This is a genomic window from Streptomyces katrae (assembly GCF_000717655.1).
GTDB classification, from domain to species: Bacteria; Actinomycetota; Actinomycetes; order Streptomycetales; family Streptomycetaceae; genus Streptomyces; species Streptomyces katrae_B.
This window is the reverse complement of sequence record NZ_JNZY01000002.1, coordinates 582849-597876: the sequence shown is the minus strand read 5'-3', so window position 1 is coordinate 597876 and position 15028 is coordinate 582849. Positions and strand designations below refer to the sequence as shown.

19 protein-coding genes are annotated in these 15028 nt (G+C 70.6%); 6 read left to right on the top strand and 13 right to left on the bottom strand.

The window, feature by feature from the left end; genetic code table 11:
* Window positions 1-285: 285 nt before the first annotated feature.
* The 9 genes from IF09_RS0104945 to IF09_RS42325 form a co-directional block, all read right to left on the bottom strand.
* Window positions 286-666, bottom strand: a complete 381-nt coding sequence (locus IF09_RS0104945) for a hypothetical protein (RefSeq protein ID WP_030292293.1) — start codon at window positions 664-666, stop codon at window positions 286-288.
* Window positions 663-1274, bottom strand: a complete 612-nt coding sequence (locus IF09_RS0104940) for a hypothetical protein (protein WP_030292292.1) — start codon at window positions 1272-1274, stop codon at window positions 663-665. Before IF09_RS0104940 ends, IF09_RS0104945 begins: the two co-directional genes overlap by 4 nt.
* A 90-nt stretch (window positions 1275-1364) precedes the next feature.
* The gene (locus tag IF09_RS0104930; protein ID WP_030292290.1) at window positions 1365-1613 is read right to left on the bottom strand and encodes a hypothetical protein; all 249 of its coding nucleotides are present in this window, start codon (window positions 1611-1613) and stop codon (window positions 1365-1367) included.
* The gene (locus IF09_RS0104925) at window positions 1610-2080 is read right to left on the bottom strand and encodes a hypothetical protein (RefSeq protein ID WP_030292288.1); all 471 of its coding nucleotides are present in this window, start codon (window positions 2078-2080) and stop codon (window positions 1610-1612) included. Before IF09_RS0104925 ends, IF09_RS0104930 begins: the two co-directional genes overlap by 4 nt.
* Complete coding sequence (locus IF09_RS0104920) at window positions 2077-2262, bottom strand: hypothetical protein (RefSeq protein WP_030292286.1); 186 nt, start codon at window positions 2260-2262, stop codon at window positions 2077-2079. The genes IF09_RS0104925 and IF09_RS0104920 overlap by 4 nt, the downstream gene beginning before the upstream one ends.
* The gene (locus IF09_RS0104915) at window positions 2259-2522 is read right to left on the bottom strand and encodes a hypothetical protein (RefSeq protein ID WP_030292284.1); all 264 of its coding nucleotides are present in this window, start codon (window positions 2520-2522) and stop codon (window positions 2259-2261) included. Before IF09_RS0104915 ends, IF09_RS0104920 begins: the two co-directional genes overlap by 4 nt.
* Window positions 2515-2817 (bottom strand): hypothetical protein, encoded by a 303-nt coding sequence (locus tag IF09_RS0104910; RefSeq protein ID WP_158709906.1) that lies wholly within the window; start codon window positions 2815-2817, stop codon window positions 2515-2517. Before IF09_RS0104910 ends, IF09_RS0104915 begins: the two co-directional genes overlap by 8 nt.
* Window positions 2818-2922: 105 nt before the next feature.
* Window positions 2923-3270: a hypothetical protein gene (locus tag IF09_RS0104905; RefSeq protein WP_030292280.1), complete on the bottom strand. Its 348-nt coding sequence runs from the start codon at window positions 3268-3270 to the stop codon at window positions 2923-2925.
* Between the two features lies 1 nt (window position 3271).
* Window positions 3272-3514 carry a helix-turn-helix domain-containing protein gene (locus IF09_RS42325; protein WP_030292278.1) on the bottom strand — a complete coding sequence of 81 codons (243 nt, stop codon included), beginning with the start codon at window positions 3512-3514 and terminating at the stop codon, window positions 3272-3274.
* A gap of 151 nt (window positions 3515-3665) precedes the next feature.
* On the opposite strand from IF09_RS42325, the gene IF09_RS0104895 reads away from it, so the two are divergent.
* The 3 genes from IF09_RS0104895 (at window position 3666) to IF09_RS46225 (ending at window position 6242) form a co-directional block, all read left to right on the top strand.
* Window positions 3666-4127 carry a helix-turn-helix domain-containing protein gene (locus IF09_RS0104895; RefSeq protein ID WP_030292276.1) on the top strand — a complete coding sequence of 154 codons (462 nt, stop codon included), beginning with the start codon at window positions 3666-3668 and terminating at the stop codon, window positions 4125-4127.
* Window positions 4128-4557: 430 nt separating this feature from the next.
* Window positions 4558-5853 (top strand): hypothetical protein, encoded by a 1296-nt coding sequence (locus IF09_RS0104890; protein ID WP_051832099.1) that lies wholly within the window; start codon window positions 4558-4560, stop codon window positions 5851-5853.
* Between the two features lie 212 nt (window positions 5854-6065).
* Entirely contained in the window at window positions 6066-6242 is a 177-nt protein-coding gene (locus tag IF09_RS46225) for a hypothetical protein (protein ID WP_166663187.1), read from the top strand.
* A gap of 110 nt (window positions 6243-6352) precedes the next feature.
* Here the strand turns inward: IF09_RS46225 and IF09_RS0104880 are convergent, their stop codons facing one another.
* A complete protein-coding gene (locus IF09_RS0104880) occupies window positions 6353-7792 on the bottom strand; it encodes an alkaline phosphatase PhoX (RefSeq protein WP_030292272.1) in 1440 nt (479 codons plus the stop codon).
* A gap of 194 nt (window positions 7793-7986) precedes the next feature.
* Complete coding sequence (locus IF09_RS0104875; protein WP_030292270.1) at window positions 7987-9462, bottom strand: hypothetical protein; 1476 nt, start codon at window positions 9460-9462, stop codon at window positions 7987-7989.
* Between the two features lie 364 nt (window positions 9463-9826).
* On the opposite strand from IF09_RS0104875, the gene IF09_RS0104870 reads away from it, so the two are divergent.
* The 3 genes from IF09_RS0104870 (at window position 9827) to IF09_RS0104860 (ending at window position 12624) form a co-directional block, all read left to right on the top strand.
* Window positions 9827-11668, top strand: coding sequence for an endonuclease/exonuclease/phosphatase family protein (locus IF09_RS0104870; protein ID WP_030292266.1), 1842 nt, complete (start codon window positions 9827-9829; stop codon window positions 11666-11668).
* Window positions 11669-11739: 71 nt separating this feature from the next.
* On the top strand, window positions 11740-12186 hold the full coding sequence (locus tag IF09_RS0104865; protein WP_030292265.1) for a GNAT family N-acetyltransferase: 447 nt from the start codon (window positions 11740-11742) through the stop codon (window positions 12184-12186).
* Window positions 12187-12369: 183 nt separating this feature from the next.
* Window positions 12370-12624, top strand: a complete 255-nt coding sequence (locus IF09_RS0104860; protein WP_030292262.1) for a hypothetical protein — start codon at window positions 12370-12372, stop codon at window positions 12622-12624.
* A gap of 137 nt (window positions 12625-12761) precedes the next feature.
* Here the strand turns inward: IF09_RS0104860 and dapD are convergent, their stop codons facing one another.
* The gene (gene dapD, locus IF09_RS0104855; RefSeq protein WP_030292261.1) at window positions 12762-13742 is read right to left on the bottom strand and encodes a 2,3,4,5-tetrahydropyridine-2,6-dicarboxylate N-succinyltransferase; all 981 of its coding nucleotides are present in this window, start codon (window positions 13740-13742) and stop codon (window positions 12762-12764) included.
* 9 nt (window positions 13743-13751) lie between these two features.
* Window positions 13752-14981, bottom strand: a complete 1230-nt coding sequence (locus IF09_RS0104850; RefSeq protein ID WP_051832114.1) for an MFS transporter — start codon at window positions 14979-14981, stop codon at window positions 13752-13754.
* Window positions 14982-15028 lie beyond the last annotated feature (47 nt).

Below are 15028 nucleotides of genomic sequence, written 5' to 3'. Positions count from 1 at the left end.
AGTCGGTGAAGTTGGCGATCTCGTTGGCGACCCAGTTCGCGTCGTCGACGTCGGTGCAGGCGGCGATGTGGCGGCCGGAGTGGTGGCCGACGTACCAGCAGTACTCGTCGCCAGCGGTGGAGGGACCGGCCTTGTAGATCCGCAGTCCGGGGACGGGGTAGGTGACGTTCACGGTGTCTCCTGGGATGCTTGGGGTGCGCCCCTGCCGCACTCACCGCGGCGGGGGCGTCCTGCTCTGGTTGGGTCGTCCGCCGCTGGTACGTGGTCATCCAGCGGCGGACGGGTTCAGAGGCCCGGCACGTGGCTCGGGCTGGCGCCGGCGAACTGGGCGCGGAGGGTGCGGACGTCGGTGCCCTGCGGATGTGTCGGCTCCTCGCCCGGCCAGATGTCCCGGGCGAAGGTGGCGGGGACCGTCACGCGGGTGGCGTTGGCCAGCTCCGACTGGAGCCGGCTGCCTTCCAGCTGTGCGATCTCCAGCTGCCCCTGCAGGCCGAACAGTCGGGCGTGGACTTCCTCGAGCTCCTTGCGGAGCTCGGTGGCCTCGGTCGCGTACTTGATCGCGGCGATCGTCGCGGCGTCCTTCTGCCGGTGGCAGGCCTTCAGGTCCGCGGCGAGCTGCTGGCGGGACGGCAGGCGGTGCAGGCCGGTGCCGGATATGAGGCTCACAACGTCCTGCCGATCTCGTGGATCTCGCCACCGGCAGCGTGCACGTCGGTGATGAGAAGGCGCAGGCCGGACGCGACCACGGGCCCGATCCACTGGGTGCCCGCGCTGCGCTCCGCGTCGACCCAGTACATGCCGTTGCCGTCCATGTAGACCCGGCGCCGCTTGTCGTCGGGCCGGTCCTCCCGCTCACCGGCTGCTGCGGACCGGACGGTGGACACCCACTCGGGTACGGGCAGAGGCTGCTCCCAGCGGGTTGCCTGCTTCTCCGCCTCCCGGCACACGTCGTGCACGGCGTTGAGGCAGCGGTTCAGGTAGGCCATCTCCTCGCGGACCGTCGGCTCCTTGCCCACATACCGCTCCAGCGTGGCTTCCAGCTCGGCCACCTTGGCCAGCAGCGAAGCCACATCCACGGGGGCATGGATCACGAACTCGCGGTCTGCGTCGGCCTGCGCCCCTTCGCCGAAGTCGAAGTTGCCGACGCCAGCCAGGTACTCGCCCTGCTGGAAGGCGTAGAAGTTCGGCCCGTACTCCTTGCAGGGCTCCCACGGGCCCTTTGTGGCGGCTTGCAACCGAGCTTCGATCTCGGCGAGGCGGTACTCGTCAGGCACGGTTCCCCCTGAGGTTGCGGTGCCCCCACAGCAGGAGGCCGGTGAATACGAGGCCCGCGAGGGCGTCCAGGGCGGCGGCGCGGCGGAGGGTCACGGCGCCTCCCCCGTGCACTTGGTGTGGACCTCGGGCTCGGTCTTCCAGGCCTCGGCCTTGGCTTCGAGCTCCGGATAGATGTCCTGGTACGACTTGACTTCGCCGGCAGTCGTCTTGTTGAACGGGCTGATCGTCTGCTCGAACGTGCGCTGCCGCCGGATCTTCTTGCCGCAGATCTCACACGGCACGGTCTTGGTGGCGGTGAGCGGGACCCGCTCGAATCGGGTGGTGCGGTACGGGCTCATCGGACAGCCTCCGGCCAGTCGGCGATCAGATCGGGGCGGGCCTTCGCCCAGAACGCGCGGGCCTTGTCGTGCGCGGCATAGGTCCAGTCCGACGGGCGGTGTGCTTTCAGATGCTCGGCCCAGCCATCCCGGACCCTCGTGAAAGCACTGTCAGACAGGTCGTAGCCCATGACCGGGCAAATGTCCGCCGGGTCCACACCACGGGCCAGGCAGATCTCCCGCCGCAGCGCCGCCCGCTTCGGTTCGGCGTCCGGATCGGCCGGGTCCACGGTCGCCAGAGCAGCGCGCACCCCACCGGTCCGGGCGATCCACTCGTCGGGGGACTCGACGTAGCCGGCCTCGACGGTGTCCGCGAAGTCCGGGTCGACCGGCACCAGCCCGAGCGCCCGAACCAGCGGGGCGCCAAGCTGCGGGATGGCCTTCGGGTCGCACAGCGCAGCCGACAGGACGATCTCGGTCCGGGTCACGCCGCCTCCCCCCAGTTCGTGGCCCGCAGTCGGGCGAGGCGGCAGTCGATGAGGTACTCGCCGACGACGGCCGGCGACCACGAGGCCGGCGACCCGAACACGCCCTGGTACTGGGTGTCCACGGCGGCGAGCGCGTCCTGCAGCAGGTCGGCTGCCGGGCGGGGCTCCACCGGGGCGCTCACGACGTCACCTGCTTCGGCTTGGTGCACTTCTCGGGGTGGGCGGCGGCCAGGTCCCGGAAGACCGCCTCGTACCAGTCGGCCGGCTGGAGCTCCTCGACGTGGCCGAGAGGCGGGTGCGCCAGCAGCTCGGTCAGGTGGACCGCGGCCTCGACTACGGCGGCGGGCACGTCCAGGCGGGCGATGGTCGGCGCGGACGCAGGGGCCGGGGTCAGCTCGGCGACGGCCTGCGAGGTCGTGTCGGCGGGGAGGATGTCAGCCACGAGACTCACCGGCCTGCGCCTCGTAGCGGGCGAGGGTCTTGCGGTCCATGTCGCGGGCCGACCAGTACGTGTAGAACAGCTGGTCGAGCGCGCCGTACAGCTCGTCCTCCGGCAGCTTCTCGAACGCCAGCCGGCCGATCTCCTCGACGTCGAAGCCGTCCGGCCGCGTGGCCAGCAGCAGCTCCTCCGCCTCGTTGAACAACGTGGCGAACGGGGTCAGGACCGGGGCCTTGTTCTTGCTCATCAGGTCGTCGAACTCGTCGGGGGCGTAGGGGTCGGGCATCATTGCGTTCACGGGTCCTCTTCTCCTTGCATGTGTCCGTGCAGGTGAGGGGTGGATCGGGAGGCCCTGACTTGCCGGTTTCTGCCAGGTCACCGGCGGTCAGTGGCCGCATAGCTTTCAGCCCGTAGGGCGAAGCTGCTTATCGACGGCCGCCTTCGACGAGCGAACCGACGGACGCTTCCGCGTTCCGGTGCTCCGTCGGCGACCGCGAGTCTCAGGCTTGTTGCGGTTCAGTTCCTGGATCTCGGCCAGGTCGGACTCCGAAAACCGGAGCTGACCGCCCAGCCGGTAGTGCGGCCAGCCGTGGAGGTTGACTCCGTCACGGAGCCACTTCTCGCCCTTCTTGCTGGCTTCACCGTTCTTGTTGACCTCGTCCTCCTCTCGGAGCTTCAGGCGAACGGCTGCCTCCGAGACGGAGTAGGTGTTCTCCACGATCTTCAGCGGGGGCGCCTTGATGGCGGGCATGTCACTCCTTGCTGAGCTGGTCCTCGGTGTCGAGGAGGCTGTCGTCGGTCACACAGAGGGCGGTGCGGAGCGCCGCGTATATGGGCGGTCGGGGGTGGCGCCGTTGGCCGAGTTCGAGCTGGTCCAGGTAGGCCCTGCTGATCCCGGCGGCGACGGCACACTCGGCCAGTCCCATGCCGAGTTCCTTGCGGCGTGTGCGGATTGCCGCCCCGTTCACCTGGTAGGTGGCTGGGGGTCTTTCCATGCCTTGAATCTAGACGCGACATCTAGCTACGTCTAGATGAACCAGCTAGTAACTTCTAAAAACCTCTAAAGAGCTCTAGGGGTATGGGCATCTAAGGTCAAGTTCCGGCCTCACACCCAGCCGTTTCTAGCGGTAGCTAGAGGTAGCTGGGATGATGGCCAGCATGGCCGCAGCTATCGAGACCCCCACTGACCAGCAGATGCTCCTCGGAGCCCTGGTCAGGCAGCGCCGCGTGGCGCTCGGGTACACGCAGGCACAGGGCTCCAAAGCCTGCGACCTGTCCGGGCAGACCTACTGGAACGTCGAGCACGGCAGGCCAGTCAGCGCGACGACCTACGCGAAGGTCGAGCACGGCTATGGCATGCGCGCCGGCTCCTGCCGGGCAGTCCTCGAGGGAGCGGACTCCATCACCCTGGACGACGGCACGGAGCTCATCGCCGGCGGGCAGATTCAGCGCGTTGAAGCGGGACGGCTGGCCGAGGACATCCGTGAAGCCGTCAACTCCGCCGCCCGCCTGACGGCGCCCGACCTGACGCACCGGCAGACGGAGGAGATGACTGCGAAGGTTGTGGAGGAGCTGCGAAAGCGCGGAATCCTTCCCGCCGCCTCGTGATCTGCGCCGATCTGCGTACAACCTTTTCGTCGTTACCGTTCCGCAACATGACAGAGCGGAACAATGTTCAACCAACCAGTGACCAACAGGCGTTCGATCTGTCAGGCTTTAGGGCACCTGGAGGGGTCTCCGCAAACTAGGGGGACTCATGAACACTGTCATCGAGCTTGACCTTGGACCCGGCCACGAGGCTCACGCGGTCCAAGTTGACGGCAAGATGGTATGTGTCCTGGCCCCGCAAGCGGCCACTGATGCGTGCATGCAGAAGCGCATTCGGCGACTGATGCGAGGCGAGGGCGTGGATTGCAGAGCGTGCCACGGGTGCCCCGTTGGCACGTCAGAGTAAGCCTGCAATCAGATGCGGACGAGCCGACGGCAGGGGTGCCCGTCGGCGCATCCGCCCACACTCCAGACGATCTGAGGGGACCCCATGCCCTTTGTGGAGCAGCGCGGCAACAAGTTCCGGGTCAAGTGGTGGGCCGGCGAGTACCTCGACAATGGCAAGAAGAAGTACGAGAGCGAGTCCGGCTTCGACGACTGGGACAAAGCGCACGACTTCGGCCTTGACCGCGAGTATGAGGTCCGCCACGGCACCCACCACCGCAAAGCCGCCGGCGACATCCTCTTCAAGGACTACAGCCTGCCGATCTGGCTCGCCGACCAGGATCTGCGCCCCGAGTCCGTCAAGTCCTACCGCTCCATCATCAAAGCCCAGCTGGACCCCGTCTGGGGACGCAGGCGCGTCGGCGACATCGCCACCCCTGAGTACCTTGCGTGGAAGAACCAGCTGAACGCGAAGGTCGAAGCCGAGCAGCTCTCTCGCACCTACGTCAACGACATCTTCATGGTCTTCAGCATGCTGATGGCCGACGCGGTCGAGCGATACAAGTACCGCAAGGACGTCCCCATCCCCCGGGCCGCGCCGCGGCGAGGCCGATACGTAAAGAAGACGCGCAAGGCCAAGCGCGCTCTGACCATGGCCCCCGTCTACCAGCTCGCGGTCAATGCCTACATGGTGTGGGGCTTCACCGGATGGGTGTACATCTGGCACGCGGCCTTCTCTGGGATGCGGCCGGGCGAGATGTACGGGCTACAGAAGACCTATTCAGCCCCCGACTGGCCGGCTAGCGAGCCGCAGGGGCAGAAGCGCCTCGAGGCCATGGACCGGTACTCCAAGGTGCCCGCCACGCGGGTCGAGTACCAACATCAATGGGTGGACGGGAAGAAGACGCTGACGGCCCCCAAATACGAGAGCCACCGAACCCTGGTCCTGCCACCGTTCCTCGCGGCGATGCACCAGGAGCTCGTCGGCTCAAGCGACTCCCGCTGGCTGTTCCCCGCCATGAGCGGGGGCGACCTTCTCGGGGCCCGCTTTGACCGGGACTACTGGGGGCCGATCCGGGACGGCTCGCCGGCCCGGGAATCTCGACGGGACTTTGCCCGGCCCGCCATCCCTCCGGTTGCCGAGTTCGCCGGCCTCCCGATCTACCGGCTCCGGCACTGGATGAAGGAGTGTCTGGATGAGGAGGGGCATTCGGAGGTGGCCGTGGAGACTCGAATGGGGCACGAGCTCGCCGGCGTGAAGGGTCTGTACAGCAACCTGACGCCGAAGATGGAGGCCGATATCATCGAGTCTCAGCAGGTCAGGTGGGATAGCTTCCATCACGCTGCCGGCGGGCTCTGGATGCCGCCGTTTCCCAGTTCTCTCCCAGTTGATCTTCAGTAGGCCAGTTCTCGGGCGAATGGGAGATGACGGCGATCGGAGACTTTGTGAAGTCGCGCACAGTACGCGGGATGGTCCAGCCCGGCTCGCAGGCACTCTGAGCAGGTGGGCGGGCACGCGGAGCTACCATGACGGATCCGGCCCGCGGGCCGAGGTGATGGATTCCACCCTAAATCCGGAGGTGTCTGTCAGTGCCCACCCGTAGCCTTGAAAGCATGTACAGCACACTCCGGCCCGCGGGACCCGCCCGTCCGTCCGCCGCTGAGGCGAACGAGGCGATACGGCACCTCGTCGAGACCCGGGTGGACGAGGAGTGGCCCTCCGAGGCGTACGAATTCCTGCTCGAGGAATGGGCCGCAGCCAGCCGCGCCGAGGTCGCCGCCGCTCAGTGAACGACCACAGGCTGCGCCGCCGCCCGGTGAACGGGCGGCGGCGCAGCCTGCGGTCATGAGCACCGGCCGCCGGGGTTCCGGCCACCGGTCCGTCGGCCGCCGCCGCCGCGTCAGTGCGCGCGCCGCCACGGTCCGGTGATGGCCAGCATGATGCCGGGGTCCTGGATGTTGGCGTAGAGCGTGCGCCCGTCCGGGGAGAAGCAGACGCCCGTGAACTCGGAGTACTCCGGCTCCTGCGCCGTCCCGATGTTCAGCTCGTTGCGCGCCAGCGGGTAGGTGCGTCCCGACTCGGTCGCGCCGAACAGGTGCTGCAGGCCGCTGCCGTCCTCCGCGATGACCAGGCCGCCGTACGGGGAGACCGTGATGTTGTCGGGGCCGTCGAAGGAGCCGTCCTTGGCCGGGTCGGCGTTCACCCCAAGCACCACCGTCAGCCGGACCGTGCGCCGCTTCGGGTCGTAGAACCACACCTGGCCGTCGTGCGCCGCGCCCGGGCTCTCCTCACGGGCGTACGAGGAGACGAAGTAGGCGCCGCCGTCGGCCCACCACATGCCCTCCAGCTTGCGGGCACGGGTCACCGCCCCGTCCGCGAACTGCTTGCGCACCGGCACCGTCCGCGCGTCGCGGTCCGCGACGGTCACCCAGTCGACCCCGTAGACGGTGCCCGTCTTGGTCGCGCGCGAGAGGTCGTCGACGAACCGGCCGGCGCTGTCGAAGCACTTGGCTGCGGCCAGCACGCCGGCGTCGGCGGCGAGGGTACGGAGCTTGCCGCGCCCGTGGCGGAAGCCGCTCGGCGGGGTCCAGCGGTAGAACAGCCCGTTGGGCCCGGAGGCGTCCTCGGTCAGGTAGGCCTGGCCCTGGCGCGGGTCGATGACCACGGCCTCGTGGGCGTACCGGCCGAAGGCCTTGACCGGCTTCGGGTCGCGGTTGGCGCGGCGGTCGTGCGGGTCGACCTCGAAGGCGTACCCGTGGTCCTTGGTCATCCCGTTCTTGCCGGCGAGGTCCTCGGTCTCCTCGCAGGTCAGCCAGGTGCCCCAGGGGGTGGCACCGCCCGCGCAGTTGGTCGACGTACCGGCGACGCCCACCCATTCGGCGACCTCTCCGCCGCGCCGGACCTCGACGACCGTGCAGCCGCCGGCCGCGGCCGGGTCGTAGACGAGGCCCTCGGCGAGGGGGACGGGGTGGGCCCAGTCCGCCCGCTTGCCCTTGAGCTCGTGGTTGTTGACGAGGAGGGTGACCCCGCGGTGGCCCTCGAAGGCGGCCGTGCCGTCGTGGTGGGACGGCGTGGACTCGCCGGACTCGAGCGTGGTGACACCGCTGTGGGTGATCACGCGGTAGCTGAACCCGGCGGGGAGGGCGAGCAGCCCTGCCGGGTCCGCGACGAGCGGGCCGTAGCCGGGCTCGCAGGGCCGGCCGTGCTCGTCGCGCCGGGTGCTGTCGTCGGCCGCCAGCGCTCCCGGGGCGGTGGCGAGTGCGCCGACCGTTCCGGTGAGCGCGACTCCCGCGCCGGCGATGACGGTACGGGCGGTGAAGTCTCTACGGCTGAGCGGCATCGGATCTCCAGGGGTGGGGAGGTGGGTGCGCCTGTCGTGCGGTCGTCGGCGCACACGCTCCCGCCCGCACGTGAACGGCGGCTGAACTACCCACGAAGGGAAACCAACCCCTTGCCGGTGCCCGGAATGGCCAACTCCGGCTCAGGAACGGCGCGTTCCGGCACCCGCTCCGGCCCTCGTCCGTTCCCCGCGCGTCAGGACTGCCGCGAGCGAGCCTTGAAGGCGGCCTTGCGGGCCTCCTTGGCGGCCTTCTTGTCCGGGTGCAGCCGGCCCATCGCCTCCAGCACGTACGCCGTCGCCGGGTGCTCCACCCGCCAGACCTGGTCGAAGAACCCGGCGTGGTGCGCGGTCAGCGACTGCATCAGCAGCGGCAGTTCGGCGGTCTCCCCGTCCGCTGCGAGCTGCGCCGCGATCGTGTCGACGGTCAGCCAGAACACCATCGCCCCGTCCGGCGCCGGTACGTCGGCCACCCCGCGCTCGGACAGCCAGACCCGGGCGAGCCCGCCGAGCTCCGGGTCGTCCAGCACCGCGCGGACCGCCGCCTCGGCCTCCGGACCGGCCGGGGCGAGGGCCTGCTGGCAGCGCAGCCGGCGCAGCGGGCCGCCCTCGTCGGTGCCCCGGGCGGCGGCCAGCAGTTCGGCGACGGCAGCGGGCAGTTCGCGGCCGGTGAGCCACTGCTCGATCTCGGCCTGGGCCGCGCCCTCGGGGTAGCCGGAGACGGCGTCGAGGAGTGCGTCCGCGCCCTTGTCGGCCAGCTCTCCGACAGCGGGGGCGGTGACCCCGGCCTCCAGCATGCGGGCGCGGATCCCGTACAGGCCGAGCGGGGTCAGCCGCACCATCCCGTACCGGGAGACGTCCTCGTCGTCGGCCGCGCCTGCCGCCGAACCGGCGGGGAGCTCCTCGTCGTCCGTCTCCGCCATCAGCGCCTCGTCAACGGGCCGGAACTCCACGAGCCCGATCGGCTCCAGCTGCCGGAACTGGTCGTCGAGGCGCATCATCGCGTCCGAGACCTGCTCCAGCACGGCGTCGGTCGGCTCGCTCATGTCCTGCGGGATGACCATCGAGGCGGCGAGCACGGGCAGCGGAACCGGGCCGCCCGAAGCGCCGCGCTCGGCGACGGTGAGCAGGTAGAGGTTGGCGAGGACCCCGTCGAGGAAGTCCGCCTCGCGGCGCGGGTTCCAGTCGAGCTGGTCGAAGTCGATCTCGCCGCCCGCGTCCAAGGCGTCGACGAGGCCGTCCAGATCGGGCACGGAGGCGTCCGCGAGCACGGTGTCCAGGGCGGCCAGCCACAGGTCGAGCACCTCGCCGGGCGCGCCGCCGGTCACCAGGGCCAGGTCCTCGCCGGGCACGGCGGTGCCGGACTCCTCTTCGCCTTCGTCGTCATCGGGTTCGGTCACGTCGACCAGGCCGGTGTCCACGGCCACCCGCCAGGCCTGGCTCGCGAGGACCGCGCCTTCCTCGTCGGCGGCGTCGAAACCCAGCGCGGCGGCGGCCTCGGGCAGCTGTGCGGCGACGAGTTCGCCGCCGATGTCGACGCGGGTGTCCGGTCCGGCCCAGCGGGCCAGCCGTACGGCGCGGGCGAACAGCGGGGCGACGAGGGCGTGGCGGGCCAGTTCCGCATCGGAAGGCAGCCGTACGGGCGGCAGCGTGGCGTGCGGCTCTGCGGACATGGGGCGGTCTCCTCGCGGACGCGGTGGGGCGGTGGGCACGGCCGCCGCGGGGCGGCGGTCGGGCCGCCCCCTTGCGGTGGGCACGGCCGCCGCGGGCGGCCGTCCGGCGCACAAGCGTAGACGCATATCGGGCGCGCCAGGCGGGTCATCTCCTTTGGTTCATCCCACAGTCAGTTTCCGTATCCCTTGGAGGCCTTGACAACTTCCCCGGTCACACAGGAAATTGACGCGCGTAGATCTATGGGGAACCAGCGGGACTCCTGCGGATCTCCAGCGGCCCGGCCGCACACCCGCCGCACGTATCCCGCCAAAACCACGCATCACCCCCTTCGCTCGTCTCTTCCACACACCGGAGTTCCTGACCATGCGCTCCTCGCATCCCCGTTCCGCCGCCGTCTCGGCACTCGTCGCCACCGCCCTGGCCACCGGCCTGCTGGCGGGCACCGCCGACGCCGCCGAAGGCGCCGTGTCCGCCGATCCGATACGCATCCACGACATCCAGGGCACCACCCGGATATCGCCGCTCAACGGCAAGCAGGTCGCCGACGTCGCGGGCATCGTGACGGGCGTGCGCACGTACGGCTCGCGCGGTTTCTGGATGCAGGACCCGGACGCCGACGACAACGACGCGACCAGCGAGGGCGTCTTCGTCTTCACCAGCTCCGTCCCGACCGTCGCCGTCGGCGACGCGGTCAAGGTCTCCGGCCTGGTCGGCGAGTACATCCCCGGTGGCGTCTCCTCCGGCAACCAGTCGGTCACCCAGATCTCCAAGCCGGCCGTGACCGTCGTCTCCTCGGGCAACGCGCTGCCCGAGGCTGCCGCGATCAACGAGTACAACGTGCCCGCCGCGTACGCCCCGGCGGGCGACCCGGCCGCCGCCGGCAGCATCAACGGCCTGACCCTGGACCCCTCCCGCTACGCCCTGGACTTCTACGAGTCCCTCGAGGGCATGAACGTGCAGATCGGCACCTCGCGCGTGGTCGGCGCCACCGACCCGTACGCGGAGCTGTGGGTCACGGTGAAGGGCTGGGAGAACACCGCCAAGCGCGGCGGCACGATCTACGGCTCGTACGAGTCCCAGAACACCGGCCGGCTCCAGATCCAGCAGCTCGCGCCGCTGGCGCAGCAGCCCTTCCCGGTGGCCAACGTCGGCGACAAGCTGACCGGCACCACCGAAGGCCCGCTGGACTTCAACCAGTTCGGCGGCTACACGCTGGTGGCCCGCACCCTCGGCACGGTCAAGGCGGGCACCCTCGCCCCCGAGAAGACCAAGGCGCAGTCTCCCGGCGAGCTCGCGGTGGCCACGTACAACGTGGAGAACCTCGACCCGAGCGACCCGCAGGAGAAGTTCGACAACCTGGCCAAGGCGGTCGTCGAGAACCTGGCCTCCCCCGACATCGTGGCCCTGGAGGAGATCCAGGACGACAACGGCGCCAAGAACGACGGCACCGTCTCGGCCGAGGCGACCCTGACGAAGTTCACCGCGGCCATCGCGGCGGCGGGCGGCCCGGCCTACCAGTGGCGGACCATCAACCCGGAGAACAACAAGGACGGCGGCGAGCCCGGCGGCAACATCCGCCAGGTGTTCCTCTTCAACCCGGCCCGCGTCTCCTTCACCGACCGCGCGGCGGGCGACGCGCTGACCGCGACCGGTGTGTCCAAGGAGAACGGCAAGGCCGCCCTGACCCACTCCCCCGGCCGCATCGACCCGGCGAACCCGGCGTGGGCCGACAGCCGCAAGCCGCTGGCGGGCGAGTTCGTCTTCCGTGGCCGCACGGTCTTCGTGATCGCCAACCACTTCGGCTCCAAGGGCGGCGACGAGGGCCTGGCCTCGCACCACCAGCCGCCGGTGCGCAAGTCGGAGGAGAAGCGGCTGCTTCAGGCGCAGGCCGTGAACGCCTTCGTCAAGGAGATCCTCGCGGCGGACAAGAACGCGAACGTCCTCGCCCTCGGCGACATCAACGACTTCGAGTTCTCCGGGACGGCGAAGGCGCTGGAGGACGGCGGGGCGCTGTACGCCGCGGTCAAGTCGCTGCCGAAGGCGGAGCGCTACTCGTACGTCTTCCAGGGCAACGCCCAGGTGCTGGACCAGATCCTGACCAGCCCGGCGATCAAGTCCTTCACGTACGACAGCGTGCACATCAACGCGGAGTTCTCGGCGCAGAACAGCGACCACGACCCGCAGGTGCTCCGCTTCCGCCCGTAACCGCGGTGCGGACCTGAGCCGCAGGGGGCCCGGACGCCGTCCCGTCCGGGCCCCCTGCCACACTTCCGGTCATGATCTTCCGTACTGCCACCCGTGAGGACCTGCCCGCCGTACTGGCCCTGCTGGCGGACGCCGGCGAGGAGGAGCGGGCCGAGGTCACCGAGGCTCACGAGCGGGCGTTCGCCGCGATCGAGGCGGACGCCCGCAACGAGATGCTGGTCCTGTGCGAGGGCGGGACGGGAGCGGTGCTCGGCTGCCTCCAGCTGACGTACGTCCCGGGCCTCGGCCAGGGCGGGCGGGAGCGGGCGCTGGTCGAGGCGGTACGGATCCGCGCGGACCGGCGCGGCGGGGGGCTGGGCGCGGAGCTGATGCGACTGGCGGTGGCGCGGGCGCGCGGGCGCGGCTGCGGTCTGGTCCAGCTGACCAGCAACAAGCAGCGGTCGGACGCCCACCGCTTCTACGAGCGGCTGGGCTTCGCGCGCAGCCACGAGGGCTTCAAGCTGCGCCTGGCGGACTGAGCGGGGAAGCCCCCGGGCCGGATCGGTTCGGTTCTGCGGACAAGTCGGGACTTTCGCCCCTGGCGTGACGCTCGCCACATCATCACCCATTCGACCCGGGTTGTGGTGTTGAGTGTCCCCACGCTCGACGCTCGACAGTGTTCCCAGGCTCGGCCATGTCCGCCCGTATCCCCGGAGGACCGCGTGTTCCCCTCCATCTCCCTCGCCCAGGAAATCGGCCTTGCCGTCCTGCTCGTGGCCGCCCTGGTCTGGGTGCTCGGCCTCGGCCACATGCTGTGGGACGCCCGCTTCCAGCGCCCGGAGCCCGGCGTGTTCGAGGGCATCGCGGTGATCCCGGCGCAGCGCACCGCCGCCGCGCACCCGATGGAGTCGGTCGAACTGACCGAGGCGGAGGAAGAGGCCTTCGCAGGCCTCATCCGCACCCTCCCCCACTCCTGACCGACCCCTCGCGCCCTTGGCCGCCCTCCCCCGCTCGGGGAGGGAGGGCAGCCCGGGCACCGGGGGACGCCGAACGCCCTCCCCACCCTTGCCGGGGTGAGGAGGGCGTTTCGGCTGCTGCCGCCGGGGAGGGAACGTCAGTTGTGGCTGTGGAGGACCTCGTTCAGGCCGCCCCAGACCGCGTTGTTCGGGCGGGCCTCGACCGTGCCGGTGACCGAGTTGCGGCGGAAGAGGATGTTGCTGGCGCCCGAGAGCTCCAGGGCCTTGACGATCTGGCCGTCCGGGAGGGTGACGCGGGTGCCCGCGGTCACGTAGAGGCCGGCCTCGACGATGCACTCGTCGCCCAGCGCGATGCCGACGCCCGCTTCGGCGCCGATCAGGCAGCGCTCGCCGATCGAGATGATCTGCTTGCCGCCGCCCGAGAGGGTGCCCATCGTGGATGCGCCGCCGCCGATGTCGGAGCCGTCGCCGACCACGACGCCCGCCGAGATGCGGCCCTCGATCATGGAGGTGCCGAGGGTGCCGGCGTTGAAGTTGACGAAGCCCTCGTGCATGACGGTGGTGCCCTCGGCGAGGTGCGCGCCCAGGCGGACCCGGTCCGCGTCGGCGATGCGCACGCCCTTGGGGGCGACGTAGTCCGTCATCCGCGGGAACTTGTCGATCGAGGTGACCTGGAGGTACAGGCCCTCGGCGCGCGCGTTCAGCCGTACGGCCTCCACCTGGTCCACGGCGACCGGGCCCAGTGAGGTCCAGGCGACGTTGGCCAGCAGTCCGAAGACGCCGTCCAGGCTCTGGCCGTGCGGCTTGACCAGGCGGTGGCTGAGCAGGTGCAGGCGCAGGTACGCGTCGTGCGCGTCCAGCGGCTTGTCCTCGAGGGAGGAGATCACGGTGCGGACGGCTACGACCTCGACGTCGCGGACCGCGTCCAGGCGGATCGCCTTGGCCGCGGCGGCGCCCAGCAGCTCCACGGCCTGGTCGGCGGTGAGGCGCTCGGTGCCGGCCGGGCCGGGCTCGGCGACCAGCTCGGGGGCGGGGAACCAGGTGTCGAGGACGGTGCCGTCGGAGGCGATGGTGGCAAGTCCGGCGGCGACGGCGCCGGTGGTACGCGTAGCAGTCATGCCCGAAACCTAACCGGCGACGGCCTGCGGTTGCGAACCGGTCTCATGTGCCGGTCGGCCCGCGTGTCGCCGCTGCCGGGCCGACACCCACAGGACCGCCCCGCCCGCGCCCGCCGCCAGCACCGCGCACAGCGGCCACAGCAGCCCGGGCGCGGCCGCGTACAGGGCTCCGCCCAGCGGCGGCCCGAGGACGACACCGCTGACCGAGACCCCCGCGTACAGGCTCTGGAACCGCCCGATGGCGTGCTCGGGCGCCTGGTCGGCGACGTACGCGGTGGCGGTGGTCTTGTACAGGATCTCGCCGAGGCTCAGCAGCACCATCATCACCACGGCGCTCGCGAGCCCCACCCCGGGCAGCAGCGCCGCGTACCCGGCCCCGACCAGCACCAGGCCCGTGCCGATGACCGGGAGCGGCGGCCGGGCGCGCAGCGCGACGGCGGCCGGGAGCTCCAGCAGCAGGATGACCGCGCCGTTGAGGGCGATCACGAGGCCGAAGGCCCGGGTGCCCTGCCCGTGGTCGGCGAGGAAGACGGGGAAGGTGCCGTACTGCTGGCGGTAGACGAGGTCGGTCACCAGGACCGCGCCGAGGAGGACGAGTACGGCGGGCCGGGCGCGCAGCTCCGCCCACACACCGCGGCCCCGACCCCCGTCCGGGGCCGCGGCGGCATTGCGGGAGGCCCCGCGGGCGGGGACGACCCGCGCGGTCCAGAGGGCGAAGAACAGGGTCCCGAGGCCGTCGCAGACGAAGAGCCAGTCGTACGAGAGTCCGGTCGCGATCAGGGCTCCGAGGGGCGGCCCGAGGGTGAAGCCGCCGTTGGAGACGCAGCGGACGACGGCGAAGGCCTGCCGGCGGGCCCCCTCGGGGACGGTGACGGCGACCAGCGCGGAGTTCGCGGCCCGGACCACGCCGGAGGCGTACTGGGCCAGCGGCAGGACCGCGTAGAGCCCGGCGGCGGGCAGGAGCGGGAAGGACATCAGGGCGAGGCCGCCGGCGGTGGAGGCGGCGAGCAGCACCCGGCGGTGGCCGAAGCGGTCCCCGTACCAGCCGCCGGTGAAGTTCCCGGCGACGAGGCCGACGCCGCCGATGCCGGTGACCAGGCCCGCCTGGGCGGCGCCGAGGCCGCGCGGGCCGGTCAGGTACAGGAAGACAAAGACGAAGGTGAAGCTGACGACGGCGTTGACGAACACCCCCGCCGCCAGCAGCCACACCGCTCTCGGCACGTCCTTGAAGCCTTGCACCACGCCCCCGCCCGTCGGTTAGTTCCTTTTGGGAACGGACTATGTCA

Coding starts and splice junctions, on each gene's coding strand:
- IF09_RS0104930 (WP_030292290.1), bottom strand. CDS start 1,613: ATGAGCCCGTACCGCACCACCCGATTCGAGCGGGTCCCGCTCACCGCC.
- IF09_RS0104905 (WP_030292280.1), bottom strand. CDS start 3,270: ATGCCCGCCATCAAGGCGCCCCCGCTGAAGATCGTGGAGAACACCTAC.
- IF09_RS42325 (WP_030292278.1), bottom strand. CDS start 3,514: ATGGAAAGACCCCCAGCCACCTACCAGGTGAACGGGGCGGCAATCCGC.
- IF09_RS0104895 (WP_030292276.1), top strand. CDS start 3,666: ATGATGGCCAGCATGGCCGCAGCTATCGAGACCCCCACTGACCAGCAG.
- IF09_RS0104890 (WP_051832099.1), top strand. CDS start 4,558: ATGCCCTTTGTGGAGCAGCGCGGCAACAAGTTCCGGGTCAAGTGGTGG.
- IF09_RS46225 (WP_166663187.1), top strand. CDS start 6,066: ATGTACAGCACACTCCGGCCCGCGGGACCCGCCCGTCCGTCCGCCGCT.
- IF09_RS0104880 (WP_030292272.1), bottom strand. CDS start 7,792: ATGCCGCTCAGCCGTAGAGACTTCACCGCCCGTACCGTCATCGCCGGC.
- IF09_RS0104875 (WP_030292270.1), bottom strand. CDS start 9,462: ATGTCCGCAGAGCCGCACGCCACGCTGCCGCCCGTACGGCTGCCTTCC.
- IF09_RS0104870 (WP_030292266.1), top strand. CDS start 9,827: ATGCGCTCCTCGCATCCCCGTTCCGCCGCCGTCTCGGCACTCGTCGCC.
- IF09_RS0104865 (WP_030292265.1), top strand. CDS start 11,740: ATGATCTTCCGTACTGCCACCCGTGAGGACCTGCCCGCCGTACTGGCC.
- dapD (WP_030292261.1), bottom strand. CDS start 13,742: ATGACTGCTACGCGTACCACCGGCGCCGTCGCCGCCGGACTTGCCACC.